Origin of the sequence: Bacillus sp. RC252 (assembly GCF_044909215.1) — a bacterium.
Classification (GTDB): domain Bacteria; phylum Bacillota; class Bacilli; order Bacillales; family Bacillaceae_G; genus Bacillus_A; species Bacillus_A mycoides.
Genome location: NZ_JBIYDV010000006.1, coordinates 277,393 through 292,257, shown reverse-complemented (window position 1 = coordinate 292,257; position 14,865 = coordinate 277,393). Strand labels below are relative to the sequence as shown.

The following is a 14,865-nucleotide window of genomic DNA, read 5'->3' as shown; positions in this document are numbered from 1 at the left end:
TTCAGTCAATCAGTTGTTGTTATCAAATTGATAACCCTCCTATTTCGTGTTTGCACACTTATGAGGAAACGTGTCGCACAAATAACGCTTTTGTTAAGATCTATGAATCCATTTCTTAGGTGAAAAACTTTTATAGAAGCATCTTTTTTGGACAAATTTACCGGATGAATTAGCGGAAATTTCATGTTATTCTGAACTTGTTGAATAACCCAATACATTCAACAATGCTCTTGATTGCATACTTAGTATGTAACCATCCATCCAGATACCTTAGTTAATACATCCCCCTAGTCGTCGTTATTGCTAAGGTATCTTTTTAGATGCCCTGTGTGCAGGGCTTTTTCATTTCAGTTATGATGCTCTTTTTCCCATTTAATTATCGTTGCTTGAAGTCATATTTCTTAACAAAATTCAAATTTGATTAAAGTAACTGTGTTTTTCGTTCTTCCATACGAATTACTTTTCCACTTTGATATACAAATGATTGTTCACCAAATCCACCTTGAGGTGGTTCTATTAGTTGGACTTGACCATTTTTAACGACATATATTCCGTTTATTTTCAAATCTATTTCAGCTGTCATTTCTACAAGATTTTCTTTTCTAATTCCCACCAAGATCACTCCCATATGTTATAATTACTTTGTCGAAGTGAGTCGGGAGCAGTCTCGGCTTTTTTGTTTGTCTACAAATATCGCACAACATTTTCTGGAACAAATGATTGTTCAAGTGATAAATGAAGCCGTATTGGAATCGGCTCTTTGCTGTCCCTTGCTCGCTTACACATTTCTTCTGCTTCTTCCCAATCAAATTGTTTATCCTCCACTCGCTTATAACGCCAAATTCCAATTGTGTAATCTTCAAATAACTCATAACGCTCATCAGGCGCTGCCGTTGGTTTTAATTCATCAATCGCTTTGGCTTGACGTGGTATTTGCACAACCACATCTGCATACCGTAATTTTGAATTCAAACGGTGAATATGAGCTTTCTTAGGATCAAATGATACAACTGGTTCCACTTCAAAAATTGTTAATTGCTTTGGCATTGTTTTTCCCCTCCAATACCTGCAAGCTTGCAATTAAGATTCCTTCAAGCTGCGTTAACGTTAGTTGATCTAATGTTTGTCCGTTAATTTCAGTTAATCCTAATCCCAATAGTTTACGAATGATTGCTAGTTTTCTATGTTCTACTTCCTGACGTAACAACATGATTAAGCCTCCTGTTGATGATTGAACTTTCTCTCTAAATTTACAAACTTACTAAATTCTTTAATGAATGCTAGTTCAACAACACCAACTGGGCCATTCCTCTGTTTCGCTAAAATAATTTCCGTTATGTTTTTATTTTCTGTTTCGCGGTCGTAATAATCTTCACGATATAAGAATGCAATCAAATCCGCATCTTGCTCAATTTGACCATTCTCACGTAGGTCTGAGAGTAGCGGCCTTTTATCTTGCCTACTTTCAACAGCACGACTTAACTGCGATAATGCAACCACACATACATTTAGCTCTCTTGCCATAAGTTTTAGCTTACGACTAATCTCACCAATCTCTTGCATACGATTTCCTCTATGTTTTGTGTCACCTACAATAAGCTGCAGGTAATCTATTGCGACTAGCACCTTTTTGTCTGGATATTTGCGCTTTAGTTTCCTAGTCTTTGCGTAAATCTCTTGCATCGTTACATTGGCTTTATCGTATATTTCTAACGGCAAATCATTTATTAACCCCATTGCTTGGCTAATCTTTTCCCAATCCTTTAAATTACATAGTTTTTTAGGATTCTTTAATTTTGTAGCATCTATATTTCCGGTACTTGAGATCATCCGCTTAAGCAACTGTTCTTCTCCCATCTCTAGCGAAAAGACGCCTGTTGCTGTATGAGCACTCGCTGCATGGAAAGCAATGTTTAATACAAATGCTGTTTTCCCCATCGAAGGACGGGCACCGACAATAATTAAATCGCCTTCTTGTAGTCCTGCTGTCATTCTGTTTAAGTCGTCATAACCAGTTGGTATACCGGTTAAATCTCCTACATCAATTTGCATATTCTTATACAGATCAACTAGGGTTTCCTTTAGATTAAATTCATCTGAATAACCAGTTTCCTCAATGGCACTTAATTCATCAATCGATGTACTAATAGCACTTATATCTCTTTCATGCTGAAGACGATTATATAAGTTACCAGCAACCTCTTGAGCATGTCGCATCTTCCACGCCTCAATTACTAAACCTTCGTGATACGAAAAGTTTTTTGTTGTGGTAACAACTTCTGTCAAGTTTACAAAGAATCCAATTCCGCCAATTTGGTTCATAAAGCTTTCATCGAATTTCCCCATGAGAGCGACAAGATCTATTGGAACCTCAGCATCCTCTAACTCTCTCATCGCTTTAAAAATCACTTGATGTGTTGGTAAAGAAAACTGTTTTGTTTTTAGCTGGCAATCTTTAATTAAATCGCCTTCTTGGATAATGCTACCTAAAACACTTTGTTCGGCTTCTGCGTTACGAATCATATCGTTACTCATTGAACCATCCACCCATTTTGTTGATTAAGTGCTGCAAGTTCTTCATCCGTTGGAATGTTCTTTTCCCATGATTCTTGCTGCTGAATTACGTTTTTAGTAGATTCCGATAAGCCTTTTTGGTGATAAGGAGCTTGAGTCAATTGTTGCCCTTTTGTTAATCGTTGAGCGCGAAACGCTTGATCAGCCACCTCAACATCTGCTACTGTTTTCAATCCTTTAAGGTGCCAATCTCGTAAAATAGTATTTACGTAATTCATGTTTCTCGTATTCTTCTCTAAAGCAATTTCCATAGCTTTTACAACGAGCTCTGCATTTAAATCATCTATCCAAGCGTGAATACCATCTGCAATAAAAGGTGTAATCAGTCCGAAGTTTTGTTCGTAAAAAGAAATCGGATTAACCTCAACAACTTCTTCCACGCCTGCGCGTTCTTGTTGTTGTTGTTCTTTTTCTTCTTCTTTTTCTTTTTCTTCTTCCTTGCTAGGGTCTTGGAAGCCCCTTATAAGCCCCTCCAAACGGACTGATAAATACTCCTTGATACGAGGGATTTTGAAATCTTGTTCACGTTCTAATTGCAAACACGTTTCATAGAAATCAGCTAAAAAATCTTGGTCCTTCACAGATTGAATCTCTTTTAAAACACACTTTTCAATGTTTACATTTTTAATCGGATTGAATTTCAACCAGTTGATTAAGAACAACTCTTTTGTTTTTTGGTTGTAATTAATTTTTCCGTACTCAGCAAAACGTTCTAGTAGCTTCATAACAGTTTCACGGTTATATCCTGTATCGGTTTCAATAATACGAAGTGGAAGCTCATAGATTCCTGATTGAGACGTCTTACTGTTTGTCATCAAATATAAGTAGAAATACTTCTCCTCCGGTGTAAGATCTAAAACAAATGAATCCTGCCAAAATGAAACGTGTACTGGTCTATAAACTGCCATATTATTCATCCTCCCGTTTACATATCGCAAATCCGTCCTCTACACGTAATAAGCGATAATTCTTATATCCTGTTTTGAGATATTGTTTTACTAAGTAAATTAGGTGTTGCATTGATGTTGCTTGTTGAAACACTTTAGGATTCAGCAACACTCTATGTAATGACTTGTCTAAAAGCATGCAATACACCCCGTTGTTATACGAATGCTAATTTGATATAATTAATCCTAAGATCTTTTGCAAAACCATTTATCTATCACTCTGCTAAGTGATAGATTTTTTATTTTCTACGTGTTACTAACGAAGCGTTAACTCCCCTTGCTCTTAAATCTTTAATCACTACACGATAGCTCATCGAAGCCTCATGTTCTTCTTTTGTATCACGAAGCATTTTAAATTCTTTCATACATCGCTCCAGTTCTTCTTCCCAGCGATTTGATTCTTCGGCTGATTTTGCATAAAACATGTTATGAATACATGCAACCATACAGTTATGAAGTTTATTCGCAAATGAAAAGTCTCCTGGAAGAACTAGATCATGAAGACGATCGTATTTATGTGTCATGAATTACGCCTCTTTTCTGTTTGAATTGATGCTGTACGCATCGTTACAACTAGAAAGGAGCATTGTAGGGGTATAAGGAGGAACAATCCCTTTCTAGTCATAACGACAAGCACAGTGGCTTGTCCAAATGATTAATAAAATGGTATAATTTTTTTGTGAAATATATTGCCAGCTACTGTTCTCAGGCGGTAGCTTTTTCTTTTGCCCATTTATGTTTTAAAGTAAATGATGCCTCAATAATTTTGATTCGAATTCCCACTAACTTTTTCTCTTGTTGTAATTCTCCCGACTTTTTATCATCACCAAATGTTTTAGCTATTTTTATTTCACCAGTTAACTTTGCATCATAACGAATTAGTTCCTTATATTCTCTTAAACTTGGATTCTTGTAATCTACTGTCATTTACATTTCCTCCTTTACAAAACTTTTGTTAAAGTCATTAAGCTATCCACCGATTGAATAATAACGTTCTCCGCCATAGCCTTTTGCAACCAACTTCTTTGTATTTGTTCCATAATGCCAAAATGAACTTGCTCAAGAGCTTGTACTACACATTGAGTAGCTTGGATTGTATCGAAGATTTCTTTTGCATGAACTGCATATTCATGTTTCTTTTTTTCATCAAGCTTCCATGACCTTGTTGCAACTTGTAAGTTCATGATTTCCTTTGCTGCCATAATCCCCTCTTCAGCCTGTTTAATGTAGTTCATCAATTGTAGATTTACATCTTGAGTTAATCGTGGATCTGTAGGGGGTAGCCCAACACCATAAATATGTTTAATTGCTTGCTGATTCAACTTTGCCCCTGTTGCATGGCACCAATCCATCGCAAGTTCAAATTCTGGTTTAGAAAGTCCAGATTCAATACGAGTTAAGCGTTCATGTGTAATGCCAAGGTACTTAGATAGTCCTTTCTTCGTTTTCAGCTGAACATTATCACAACATTCTCTAGCATTCTGTAATAATTCCCCTATTGCTGAATTGCAGTATATGCTTGTTCCCATATCTGTTCGCCTCCATATTTAGTTTTCAAATGGTTACAATGAATTTAGTACATACATAACTTGTCTATTATTCATGTAAAAAGAGAGGAACTATTCCTCAATGTTTTCTTTCACTTGTATTTCTTTGATGATGGCCCAACCAGCCTTGTAATATGCTTGAAGGAGTTTATCAATATCCTTTTGCGGTTTTGGCTCAGGAGCCACAACATGGACTTTCGTTTTTCCAAATTCATAAGTCGCCGCATATTCTTCTTGTTGGCTCATGGTGTCACCTCTTGAAGTGCTTTTTATATGTTTATGCTGCCGATCTACTGGTACTGCCACTTGAAATGTTGACATTCTCCCACCTCCACAGAAACATTTCGTTTCCTTTTTAACTAAAAAAAAGATCATCAATTGTAGTTTTATAAAAATTAGCTATTCTTTTGGCTAATTCTAATGAAGGTGTCCTATCACCACGCTCAATTGCTCCTAACATTTGAGGAGTAATTTTTAACTTCTTTGCTACGACTAATCTTGATTGACCGCTTCTAAACTCAATCATTTTATTTCTTTTTTTATCCACTATGGCACCTCCTAAAGAAACATTTTGTTTCCTTATACCTCTAATATAAAGAAACGAAATGTTTCTGTCAATATTTATTAGAAACTTTTTGTTTCCTTTGTAGATTTAGAAACTAAACGTTTCTATAATTAAGAAAAAAGCACCTATTCTTATTTAGAAAGAAGGAAGAATTTATGCTTGGAAAAAAGATTTCGGAACTTAGGAAAAAACAAAAACTAAGTCAATATGAGCTCGCTGATCGCTTGGGCTTTTCAAGAGGAAAATTAGCTAATTATGAGCAAGGTCAGCGTGAACCAGATTATGATACCTTAAAGAAAATCGCAGATTTTTTTGAAGTATCAACAGATTATTTATTAGATAGGACACAAACAAAAGAAATGGTATCTAATAAGCCATCTAATTTATCGATTAAAGAGGAACGTGATATTGCAAGGGACTTGGAAAAAACTTTAGAAGACCTAGAAAATAGTGAGGATGCTCTTATGTTCGATGGTGAACCTATCGATGAACATACAAAGGAAATGATTCGTATCTCTCTGGAAAATTCTATGCGCATGGCAAAACAACTTGCCAAGCAAAAATTCGCTCCAAACAAGTATAAAAAAGATTGAACGGAGCGAGAAATGGACATTAAAGAATATGTACTCAAAATCGCAAAAAAACATGAAACAATAAATCCATTCGAAATCGCTAAACGAAAAAATATTATAGTGTTGTTTGAAGACCTTGGGAATACTCTTGGTTTTTACAACACATATAAACGCTTTAAATTCATTCATATTAATAATCAAATTGAGGAAATCATCCAACGCTTTGTTTGCGCGCACGAATTAGGGCATGCTTTACTTCATCCTAAAGCAAATACCCCCTTCTTGCGTAACCAAACATTTTTTTCTATAGATTGCTTAGAAATTGAAGCAAATACATTTGCAGTTGAGTTGTTACTTACTGATGAAATGATTTCTACTTACCAAAACACACAACTATCTATTCAAGAAATTGCAGAAATTCACGGTATCCCAAAAGGATTTGCTCGCCTAAAAACCTATTAACACCGTTTTAAAAATCCATTCAATTTACCATTTTATATTTCGAAATTATACGAATATTTTCATCGGAACTATTTTTTAAATATTTAATAGTTTTCGATTTAATATAATTTTTACACAAACTACTTAGGAGGAAGTAACCATGAAATTTAATGAACGTTATTTTACTGAGGTAATACCTGAACCAAATATTTTAGATAATTCTAGCTTAAGAAAAGCACAAATTCAGTCATATGCAAAAATTGCCAATCACTTTTTATTGGAAAAATCCAAACAACCGGCTGTAGCTATTTTACCTACTGGATCAGGTAAAACCGGTGTTATGGCAATAGCTCCATTCGGTATATCAAAGGGAAGAGTGCTTATTATAACTCCTCAATTAGTCATTAAAGATCATGTAGTAGATTCTCTTGATCCATCTTCACCAAGTAATTTTTGGTTGAAACATCATGTGTTTAAGGATTTTCCAAATCTTCCTGTAGTTCTTGAGTACGATAATAAAACTCTAGATGAAGAATTACATAATAGTAACATTGTAATTTTGAACATTCACAAACTATCAGCCCATTATAGAAAATCTTTATTAAATAAAGTTGATGAAAATTTCTTTGACATGATTATCATCGATGAGGCACACCATTCTCCAGCTAAGACCTGGCAAGATGCATTAAATTACTTTAAAAATGCCAAGGTACTAAAAGTTACGGGTACGCCATTCCGAACTGACCGTAAAGAAATTGAAGGTAAAATTATTGTAAATTATCGTTTAGGACAAGCAATGAATGAAGGCATTGTAAAAACTTTAAAAAACTTTGTACTTAAACCAGAAAAGTTATATTTAACTTTAGATAATGATCCATCACAAACATATACGTTAGAAGAAATTAGAGAGCTCGGCATTAGAGATGAAGATTATATCTCACGTAGTGTAGCCCTTTCTGATGCATGTAATCAACAAATTGTAGATTCCAGCATAGAACACTGGAAAGAAAAAACACAAGAAGATAAAGTGCCACATAAAATCATTGCTGTTTGTTGTAGTATAAAACATGCTGAAGATGTAAAAAAATTATATGAACAAACAGGATTAAGAACAGTTATTGTCCATAGTAAAATGAAAAAAGGCGATAAAATTGAAGCATTTCGTATGATTGAGAGTCATCAGACTGATGTTGTAATACACGTTGCAATGCTAGGAGAAGGATATGACCACCCTTACTTATCTATTGCGGCTATTTTTAGACCATATAGAAGCTTAGCACCATATTCACAATTCATAGGTAGAATCTTAAGAAGAATACCTGACGAAGAAAGTACAAATCCTTCAGATAATATTGGTGTGGTTATTGCTCATAAAGAGCTAGGCTTAGATAAATTATGGGAGGAATACAAGAAAGAAAAAGAATATTGCGCTATCCTAGAGGCTGTAAAAAAACACGAATCTAAAGAAAAAAAATTAGAAAAAGAAATATCTAAAAATACAAAAGATGTAGGAAAAATTGCAGCTGAAGGAGAACTGTATTTTAGTACGGAATACTACGAATACACATTAGCTGCTCAAAAGTATGAAGAGCATGAGAAAGAAATACAACAAAAAATTGCAGATCTTAGAAAAACATTCAAAAAAGCAAGTGAGTCTGAATTACGACGTTTAATTAATGAAGAGACTCAAGATTATGAGTTTAATCCATTGATTAATAATCCTAAAAAGTATAGATTAACATTACGAGAAGAATTTAATCAAAAGATCCAATATGATTTACCAGCTTCTTTGCTTCAAGAATATGATTTGGACACAAAAGGAACAGAACTGACTAAGCTTCCATTTAAAGATAAATGGATATTGGATAAAGGAACAAATGATGCTATAATTGTTATTTTCCTTAATAACGAATTGAAGAAGAGATTTAGTGACAGAGATTTATGGACAATTAATGATTATAATTTTGCGGACAATTACCTAGATAATGATTTAATTCCTTATCTGTGTAAATTAATAGAATCAATAATATGAGGTGAAATAAATGATCAATCAATTGCGTAATCAATTGTGGAAAGCAATTTATCTTAATCCTGTATTCCCTAAAGACTTATTAGAAAATGCTAAAGACCCCGATTATGTTGGTGTGAATTTTTCTTATAATGAAAATGGGACGAAAGTAGATTTAACTTTTAAAGATCTTAATCAAATAATAAGAGCAACTTACTACTTTGACTCTAAGGATTTCTTACAAAAAGCTATTATGAATGAATTTGGCAAAGAGAGTATAATTTATGATAGAAATGCAGAAATTCAATCCATCATCAACAAGATTAAAATCATAAATCCAAATGAGAATATAGCAATTACAAATTATGCATAAAAGCTCCATTCATTGGAGCTTTTTCTTTTTTAATTAAACATACTTACTTCTTTATCCTAATTCCTTTTCGTATAATTAATATTATTTAAGGAGGACTGCCCTATTATGAACACCGCTATCTACCTACGTAAGTCCCGCGCCGACCTCGAAGCCGAAGCACGTGGCGAAGGCGAAACTTTAGCAAAGCACCGCACTACCCTGCTGAAAATTGCCAAGGAAATGAATTTAAATGTTCTTTCTGTCCGCGAGGAAATCGTTTCAGGTGAGAGCTTAGTGAAACGGCCTGAGATGTTAGCACTGCTTGAAGAAATTGAAGATAATAAATATGATGTTGTTCTTTGTATGGATATGGACCGTTTAGGTCGTGGTGGTATGAAAGAGCAAGGAATCATTTTAGAGACGTTTAAACGCTCGAATACGAAGATTATGACGCCTAGGAAGACTTATGACCTTAATGATGAGTGGGACGAAGAATACAGCGAATTTGAAGCGTTTATGGCGCGTAAGGAGTTAAAGATTATTACTCGTCGTATGCAACGAGGACGTATCGCAAGCGTAGAGGCTGGAAATTACCTCGGCACACATGCACCATTCGGATATGATATTCATCGTTTAAATAAGCGAGAGCGTACGTTAACAATTAATTCAGAAGAAGCTTCTGTCGTAAGAATGATATTTGATTGGTATGCAAATGAGGATATGGGTGCGAATGCAATTAGGGGCAAGTTAAATGATCTTGGCTACAAAAGTAAGTTAGGAAATGAATGGAACCCTTATAGCATCTTGGATATATTAAAAAACAATGTGTACATCGGAAAAGTAACGTGGCAAAAACGAAAAGAAGTAAAACGCCCTGATGCTGTGAAACGTAGTTGTGCAAGGCAAGATAAATCAGATTGGATTATTGCTGATGGAAAGCATGAGCCTATTATCTCAGAAAGTTTATTTGAACAAGTACAAGAAAAATTAAATTCAAGGTATCACGTTCCTTACAATACGAACGGAATAAAGAATCCACTGGCTGGTATTATTAAATGCGGTAAATGTGGTTACAGTATGGTCCAACGTTATCCGAAAAACCGAAAAGAAGCTATGGATTGTAAACACCGTGGTTGTGAAAATAAATCAAGTTATACTGAGTTAATTGAGAAGCGTTTACTCGAGGCTTTAAAAGAATGGTACATCAATTATAAAGCTGATTTTGAAAAACATAAGCAAGATGATAAATTGAAAGAAACGCAAGTTATTCAAATGAATGAGGTTGCATTACGAAAGCTTGAAAAAGAATTGGTGGATGTCCAAAAACAAAAAAATAATTTGCATGATTTATTAGAGCGTGGTGTTTACACTGTCGATATGTTTTTAGAACGTTCGAATGTAGTTTCTGATCGTATTAATGAAATTACTACAACGATGGAAAAATTAAAGAAAGAAATTAAAACAGAAATCAAAAAGGAAAAGGTGAAGAAAGATACAATACCTCAAGTGGAGCATGTTCTTGATCTGTACCTCAAAACAGATGATCCGAAAAAGAAAAACAGCCTCCTAAAATCGGTTTTAGAAAAGGCTGTTTATAAGAAAGAAAAGTGGCAAAGACTTGATGATTTCGAACTTGTGCTTTACCCTAAGCTCCCTCAAGATGGCGACATATAAGCGTTCGTGCTTTGTCGTCACCTTGTTGGTGTAATTAGATTTACTCCATTAAGCCCTAAAGCATCATTCGTCGAAACAGCTAACACGACAGGCTTCCCATTTCTAAGCGTCGCTTTTGCTGCCATTAATACTGGAGAGTCTGTCATTGCATTTGCAAATTTACTCATCGAATTCCCTGTTAGTGGTGCAATCACCATGCAATCTAGTGGAATTTTCGGTCCTAGTGGCTCTGCGCCAACGATTGAATTAATTGCCTTAAAACCGGTTATTTCTTCGATCTTTTTAATCCATTCTTCCCCTTCGCCAAATCTAGTATTTGTTGATTGGACAGTATAAGAAACAACGGGACGTACTTCTGCACCTTCTGCAATTAACTTCTCTAAATGTGGCATAACTTCTTCATACGTACAATGTGAGCCTGTAAATCCGAAACCAATTCGTTTTCCCTTCAAACTCATTTCTCATCATCCTCCTTTGCGATTGCATCTGCTATTAATAACTGAGAAAGAACATTCGCTAATATTTGTCCTGCTGTTTTCGGTGCAACAATCCCAGGAAGACCAGGTGCTAATAGTGCCTTCACTCCACGCTTCTCCGCATAGCGAAAGTCCGTGCCACCTGGCTTAGAAGCTAAATCAATAACTAGCGTATGAGCTGGCATTTTTGAAATAACATTCGCTGTCACAACGAGATGCGGAATTGTATTAATAACAATATCGATATTACCTACTTCTTTCTCTATGTCTTGCATATGAAAAGGAGAAAACATCATTTCTGTAATACGAGCAATATGTTCCGAACGTCTCGCTCCAACTTTGACATGTGCTCCTAATGATTGAAAGGCTCTTGCAACACTCATACCAGTTCTACCAAATCCTAAAACCATTACATTCGATCCATGAATTGTGTAATCAGTATGTTGAATAACCATCATTAGTGTACCTTCTACGGTCGGAATAGAGTTATAGATTGCAACATCATCACGATCAAATAATTTTACAAGTTTGCGATTTGTAGTAGCTACGAGATTTTCCAAGTAAGGTGTACCAATACCTGAATATATAGTGAAGTTTTCTGGCGTCTTTTCAATTTGTTCTTTCGTTATGGAAACTTTTTCATTTGAAAAAATAGTATCTACTTCTCCTCTGGCATTCGTCCCTGCAACCGGCAAAATAATCGCATCTAAAGAAGTGAAATTTAAATCTTGTATACTTTCCTTTGCTGCCCCTGTGAAGCCATGATCTAACTGTTCAAACCCTATTAATGAAAGTTTCGCGTCCAGTTCGACTAGCTTGCGAATTACTTCTAGCTGCCGTGCATCTCCTCCTATGACAGCAATATGCATCTCAGTCAACATTCCCTAATTCACCTTCTTTTTCTTTCATTTATAAGAAAAATGCCTACTTTTTCTTTTTCCTCCACATCATATGTAATGTACGCGTTTGAGGTGATTGAAAAACAAAAAGCACACGTGATTTATTTTCTTTATATAAAGATAAAAAAAAGACAACCAAAATGGTCATCTTTCACTATGATCTTGAATGGTTCGTAAGATCGCAAAGTATCATATCATTTCCAACCTTCTTTATTTTGCTCCATTCTACTCTCACTTCTTGCTGTTCTCTTTTAAAACCTCCCCATTTCCCAGCAGGTATAATAAGCGCTTGTATTTTTCCATCTCTCTCATCAATTTCTAAATCTACATGACCTAAAACTCCCATTTTTTCTGCTCTTTCTAAATCCACAATCTCTTTGCCACTTAATTCACTTAAACGCATTAAATCTCCCCCTATCCTACTTTTTATGAAGGTTATCCTATAATAAGTACCTATTCTGCATATATAAAAAAAATAACCGTATCTCATATAAAAGAGATACGGTTATTTCCGAAAGCGAATGAATTACAAGATCGATTAAATTTTCATTCCTTTTGGCAGTTTTCCATCCGGACTAATAAGTGCCGCAGAGAATTCATCGGTAAACATATTGCGAATTAACTCGTCTACATTTTGCTTTGTTACAGTGTTTACACTTTCAATAATCTCATCAAGAGAACGATGTTTACGAAGAAGCAATTCGTTTTTACCATTACGGCTCATACGACTATTCGTACTTTCTAAACTTAACATTAAGTTTCCTTTTAATTGTTCTTTACTGTTAACAAGCTCTTTTTCTGTAATACCTGTATTTTTCAACGTATTTAACGTTTCTTGCATTGTTTCATACAGTGTATCTAATTGTTTACTACCTGTTCCACCGTAAAGTGTTAACATACCTGTATCTTCATAAGAAGAATGGTAAGAAAATACTGAGTACGCTAACCCACGTTGCTCACGTACTTCTTGGAATAAACGGCTACTCATACTACCGCCTAAAACATTATTTAATACAATTAAGTTATAAATATCTTCGTGTCCCATTTGCAAGCCTTTATATCCTAAACATAAATGAGCTTGTTCTGTTTCCTTCTTACGTGCTACTTTATTGAAATGGAAAATTGGGCTATGTACTTGTTCACGATTTGTTGTCCCTTCGTAACTACCGAAATATTGCTCTACAGTTTGTAAAAATGCTTCATCAATATTCCCTGCAATTGATACAACAACATTTTCAGGTGTGTAATGATCTTTCATATATTGACGTAACGTATCACCTGTAAATGTTTCAAGCGTTTCTTCTGTTCCTAAAATAGGATATCCAAGCGGATGCGTTTCATATGTCGCTTTCGTTAACATATCATGCACAATATCATCTGGCGCATCTTCGTACATTTTTATTTCTTCACATACAACATTCTTCTCTTTTTTCAGCTCTTCCTCATCAAATGTTGAATTAAAGAACATATCTGCTAAAACATCTAATGCATATTTAGCATGCTCATCTAGCACTTTCGCATAGTAACATGTATATTCTTTTGAAGTAAAAGCATTTACTTGTCCACCAATGCTATCAAATGATTCTGCAATCTCTCTTGCACTTCGCGTTTCTGTCCCTTTAAAGAACATATGTTCCAAAAAGTGCGAAACCCCATTATTTTTTTCATTTTCATTTCTTGAACCTGCGTGGATCCATATACCAATCGCAACCGAGCGTACAGTTGGTATATTCTCCATAACAATTCTTACACCATTTTTACACGTATATTTTTTAATCAAAAACTTTCCTCCTAATGCCAGTTTCTCTAAATAATTGCTATTATTTAATGATAACAAGTTTAGAGATGAATGTCATGCAAATGTATTTAATCCACACGTTTTTCATCTAGTAATTCTGTAATATTCCCCACTTTATATCCTTGTTCCTTTAAATTTTTAATCATAGTATCTAGCGCTTCTGTTGTAGATGAAGTAGGATGCATTAGCACAATAGCACCTGGATGTATTTTTCGCATTACTCTCTGCAATAGCACACCCGGTTCTGGCCGCTTCCAATCAATTGTATCTACAGTCCACATAATCGTCCCCATTTGGAAATCATCCGCTATTTTTACTACCTCATCCCGAAAGCTTCCACTTGGCGGAGCAAACCATCTCACTTTCTGATTTGTAGCTGCTTCTATCATTCGATTCGTTTTTTGTAATTGATCTCGTATTTCATCTGTAGACAGCGTTTTCATATTAGGGTGTGTGTAAGAATGATTTCCTACTTCTTGATTTGCATCAACAATCATTTTGGCAAATCGTAAGTTTTCTTTCACCCAGCGTCCTTCTAAAAAGAAAGTCGCCTTCACATCATGTTTTTTCAATATCTCTAATATACGTGGCAAATACTCATTACCCCAGGCCACATTAATTGTTAATCCCACCATCTTTTTATGTGGATGTCCTCGATAAATGGGAGCTGGTGGTAAATCTTCTAAGTGAACACTCGGTGATACTTCCTTAAATTCAAGTTGTTTTTGATCAAACTTCTTGATTTTCTTCATATTATTATAGGACGCTTCTATATCCACTTGTTTTCCATTATACCCAGGCGTCGCCTTCCAAATCTTATCAATCATCGCATTTTGCGGCATAATCTCATACTGTTTTACATGCTTTTGAATCTCTTCATGCAAGTTATCCTGCGCAAAAACGGAATAAGAGCCACAACCCATATATAAAGAAAATATAAATATGTACGCTAATATACGAGCTTTCATATAAACCCTCCCATTAACTATAAAAAAGAAACCATTTTCTTCTT

At 35.0% G+C, this 14,865-nt stretch carries 20 protein-coding genes and 1 pseudogene; 5 read left to right on the top strand and 16 right to left on the bottom strand.

Features of this window, described 5'->3' with window-relative positions; translation table 11 throughout:
• Positions 1–421 precede the first annotated feature (421 nt).
• From ABH960_RS11385 to ABH960_RS11335, 11 genes are all read right to left on the bottom strand, one after another.
• Complete coding sequence (locus tag ABH960_RS11385; protein ID WP_000512853.1) at positions 422–613, bottom strand: DUF3954 domain-containing protein; 192 nt, start codon at positions 611–613, stop codon at positions 422–424.
• A gap of 71 nt (positions 614–684) precedes the next feature.
• The gene (locus ABH960_RS11380; protein WP_078177829.1) at positions 685–1,047 is read right to left on the bottom strand and encodes a cell division protein SepF; all 363 of its coding nucleotides are present in this window, start codon (positions 1,045–1,047) and stop codon (positions 685–687) included.
• Positions 1,022–1,210 carry a hypothetical protein gene (locus tag ABH960_RS11375; RefSeq protein WP_078177828.1) on the bottom strand — a complete coding sequence of 63 codons (189 nt, stop codon included), beginning with the start codon at positions 1,208–1,210 and terminating at the stop codon, positions 1,022–1,024. Before ABH960_RS11375 ends, ABH960_RS11380 begins: the two co-directional genes overlap by 26 nt.
• A 2-nt stretch (positions 1,211–1,212) precedes the next feature.
• The gene (gene dnaB / locus ABH960_RS11370) at positions 1,213–2,535 is read right to left on the bottom strand and encodes a replicative DNA helicase (protein ID WP_240380348.1); all 1,323 of its coding nucleotides are present in this window, start codon (positions 2,533–2,535) and stop codon (positions 1,213–1,215) included.
• Positions 2,532–3,482, bottom strand: coding sequence for a DnaD domain-containing protein (locus ABH960_RS11365; protein WP_404445148.1), 951 nt, complete (start codon positions 3,480–3,482; stop codon positions 2,532–2,534). Before ABH960_RS11365 ends, dnaB begins: the two co-directional genes overlap by 4 nt.
• A 1-nt stretch (position 3,483) precedes the next feature.
• Positions 3,484–3,660, bottom strand: a complete 177-nt coding sequence (locus ABH960_RS11360) for a hypothetical protein (RefSeq protein ID WP_404445145.1) — start codon at positions 3,658–3,660, stop codon at positions 3,484–3,486.
• Positions 3,661–3,760: 100 nt separating this feature from the next.
• Positions 3,761–4,045 carry a hypothetical protein gene (locus tag ABH960_RS11355; RefSeq protein ID WP_404445142.1) on the bottom strand — a complete coding sequence of 95 codons (285 nt, stop codon included), beginning with the start codon at positions 4,043–4,045 and terminating at the stop codon, positions 3,761–3,763.
• A gap of 181 nt (positions 4,046–4,226) precedes the next feature.
• Positions 4,227–4,448 carry a hypothetical protein gene (locus ABH960_RS11350; protein ID WP_018780945.1) on the bottom strand — a complete coding sequence of 74 codons (222 nt, stop codon included), beginning with the start codon at positions 4,446–4,448 and terminating at the stop codon, positions 4,227–4,229.
• Positions 4,449–4,462: 14 nt separating this feature from the next.
• Positions 4,463–5,050 (bottom strand): sporulation sigma factor-processing peptidase, encoded by a 588-nt coding sequence (locus ABH960_RS11345; protein WP_088034505.1) that lies wholly within the window; start codon positions 5,048–5,050, stop codon positions 4,463–4,465.
• Between the two features lie 90 nt (positions 5,051–5,140).
• A complete protein-coding gene (locus tag ABH960_RS11340) occupies positions 5,141–5,389 on the bottom strand; it encodes a hypothetical protein (RefSeq protein ID WP_404445139.1) in 249 nt (82 codons plus the stop codon).
• A 34-nt stretch (positions 5,390–5,423) separates the two neighbouring features.
• Positions 5,424–5,615, bottom strand: coding sequence for a helix-turn-helix transcriptional regulator (locus ABH960_RS11335; RefSeq protein ID WP_404445136.1), 192 nt, complete (start codon positions 5,613–5,615; stop codon positions 5,424–5,426).
• Between the two features lie 173 nt (positions 5,616–5,788).
• Here ABH960_RS11335 and ABH960_RS11330 point away from each other — a divergent pair, with 173 nt between their 5' ends.
• The 5 genes from ABH960_RS11330 to ABH960_RS11310 all read left to right on the top strand — a co-directional run bounded on the left by ABH960_RS11330 (position 5,789) and on the right by ABH960_RS11310 (position 10,680).
• A complete protein-coding gene (locus ABH960_RS11330; protein WP_404445134.1) occupies positions 5,789–6,226 on the top strand; it encodes a helix-turn-helix domain-containing protein in 438 nt (145 codons plus the stop codon).
• A gap of 12 nt (positions 6,227–6,238) precedes the next feature.
• Entirely contained in the window at positions 6,239–6,667 is a 429-nt protein-coding gene (locus ABH960_RS11325) for an ImmA/IrrE family metallo-endopeptidase (protein ID WP_404445131.1), read from the top strand.
• Positions 6,668–6,806: 139 nt separating this feature from the next.
• Positions 6,807–8,678: a DEAD/DEAH box helicase gene (locus ABH960_RS11320; RefSeq protein ID WP_404445128.1), complete on the top strand. Its 1,872-nt coding sequence runs from the start codon at positions 6,807–6,809 to the stop codon at positions 8,676–8,678.
• 10 nt (positions 8,679–8,688) lie between these two features.
• Positions 8,689–9,027 carry a hypothetical protein gene (locus ABH960_RS11315; RefSeq protein ID WP_404445125.1) on the top strand — a complete coding sequence of 113 codons (339 nt, stop codon included), beginning with the start codon at positions 8,689–8,691 and terminating at the stop codon, positions 9,025–9,027.
• 105 nt (positions 9,028–9,132) lie between these two features.
• A complete protein-coding gene (locus ABH960_RS11310; protein WP_404445122.1) occupies positions 9,133–10,680 on the top strand; it encodes a recombinase family protein in 1,548 nt (515 codons plus the stop codon).
• A 32-nt stretch (positions 10,681–10,712) separates the two neighbouring features.
• Here the strand turns inward: ABH960_RS11310 and dpaB are convergent.
• The 5 genes and pseudogenes from dpaB to ABH960_RS11285 form a co-directional block, all read right to left on the bottom strand.
• Positions 10,713–11,138 (bottom strand): annotated as a pseudogene (gene dpaB, locus ABH960_RS11305) (dipicolinate synthase subunit B); the annotation flags it as partial.
• On the bottom strand, positions 11,135–12,037 hold the full coding sequence (dpaA, locus tag ABH960_RS11300; protein ID WP_002128797.1) for a dipicolinic acid synthetase subunit A: 903 nt from the start codon (positions 12,035–12,037) through the stop codon (positions 11,135–11,137). The pseudogene dpaB and the gene dpaA, both read right to left, overlap by 4 nt.
• A 172-nt stretch (positions 12,038–12,209) precedes the next feature.
• The gene (locus tag ABH960_RS11295) at positions 12,210–12,458 is read right to left on the bottom strand and encodes a YlmC/YmxH family sporulation protein (RefSeq protein WP_404445119.1); all 249 of its coding nucleotides are present in this window, start codon (positions 12,456–12,458) and stop codon (positions 12,210–12,212) included.
• Between the two features lie 135 nt (positions 12,459–12,593).
• A complete protein-coding gene (locus tag ABH960_RS11290; protein WP_404445116.1) occupies positions 12,594–13,835 on the bottom strand; it encodes a M16 family metallopeptidase in 1,242 nt (413 codons plus the stop codon).
• A gap of 86 nt (positions 13,836–13,921) precedes the next feature.
• Positions 13,922–14,821 carry a polysaccharide deacetylase family protein gene (locus tag ABH960_RS11285; RefSeq protein ID WP_113936806.1) on the bottom strand — a complete coding sequence of 300 codons (900 nt, stop codon included), beginning with the start codon at positions 14,819–14,821 and terminating at the stop codon, positions 13,922–13,924.
• Positions 14,822–14,865: the final 44 nt, after the last annotated feature.

Bases quoted from the DNA above. Each gene is read 5' to 3' on its own strand.
- ABH960_RS11315 (WP_404445125.1), top strand. From the start codon at position 8,689: ATGATCAATCAATTGCGTAATCAATTGTGGAAAGCAATTTATCTTAAT.
- ABH960_RS11295 (WP_404445119.1), bottom strand. From the start codon at position 12,458: ATGCGTTTAAGTGAATTAAGTGGCAAAGAGATTGTGGATTTAGAAAGA.
- ABH960_RS11310 (WP_404445122.1), top strand. From the start codon at position 9,133: ATGAACACCGCTATCTACCTACGTAAGTCCCGCGCCGACCTCGAAGCC.
- ABH960_RS11345 (WP_088034505.1), bottom strand. From the start codon at position 5,050: ATGGGAACAAGCATATACTGCAATTCAGCAATAGGGGAATTATTACAG.
- dnaB (WP_240380348.1), bottom strand. From the start codon at position 2,535: ATGAGTAACGATATGATTCGTAACGCAGAAGCCGAACAAAGTGTTTTA.
- ABH960_RS11355 (WP_404445142.1), bottom strand. From the start codon at position 4,045: ATGACACATAAATACGATCGTCTTCATGATCTAGTTCTTCCAGGAGAC.
- ABH960_RS11365 (WP_404445148.1), bottom strand. From the start codon at position 3,482: ATGGCAGTTTATAGACCAGTACACGTTTCATTTTGGCAGGATTCATTT.
- ABH960_RS11340 (WP_404445139.1), bottom strand. From the start codon at position 5,389: ATGTCAACATTTCAAGTGGCAGTACCAGTAGATCGGCAGCATAAACAT.
- ABH960_RS11380 (WP_078177829.1), bottom strand. From the start codon at position 1,047: ATGCCAAAGCAATTAACAATTTTTGAAGTGGAACCAGTTGTATCATTT.
- ABH960_RS11375 (WP_078177828.1), bottom strand. From the start codon at position 1,210: ATGTTGTTACGTCAGGAAGTAGAACATAGAAAACTAGCAATCATTCGT.
- ABH960_RS11330 (WP_404445134.1), top strand. From the start codon at position 5,789: ATGCTTGGAAAAAAGATTTCGGAACTTAGGAAAAAACAAAAACTAAGT.
- ABH960_RS11285 (WP_113936806.1), bottom strand. From the start codon at position 14,821: ATGAAAGCTCGTATATTAGCGTACATATTTATATTTTCTTTATATATG.
- ABH960_RS11320 (WP_404445128.1), top strand. From the start codon at position 6,807: ATGAAATTTAATGAACGTTATTTTACTGAGGTAATACCTGAACCAAAT.
- ABH960_RS11325 (WP_404445131.1), top strand. From the start codon at position 6,239: ATGGACATTAAAGAATATGTACTCAAAATCGCAAAAAAACATGAAACA.
- ABH960_RS11350 (WP_018780945.1), bottom strand. From the start codon at position 4,448: ATGACAGTAGATTACAAGAATCCAAGTTTAAGAGAATATAAGGAACTA.
- ABH960_RS11360 (WP_404445145.1), bottom strand. From the start codon at position 3,660: ATGCTTTTAGACAAGTCATTACATAGAGTGTTGCTGAATCCTAAAGTG.
- dpaA (WP_002128797.1), bottom strand. From the start codon at position 12,037: ATGTTGACTGAGATGCATATTGCTGTCATAGGAGGAGATGCACGGCAG.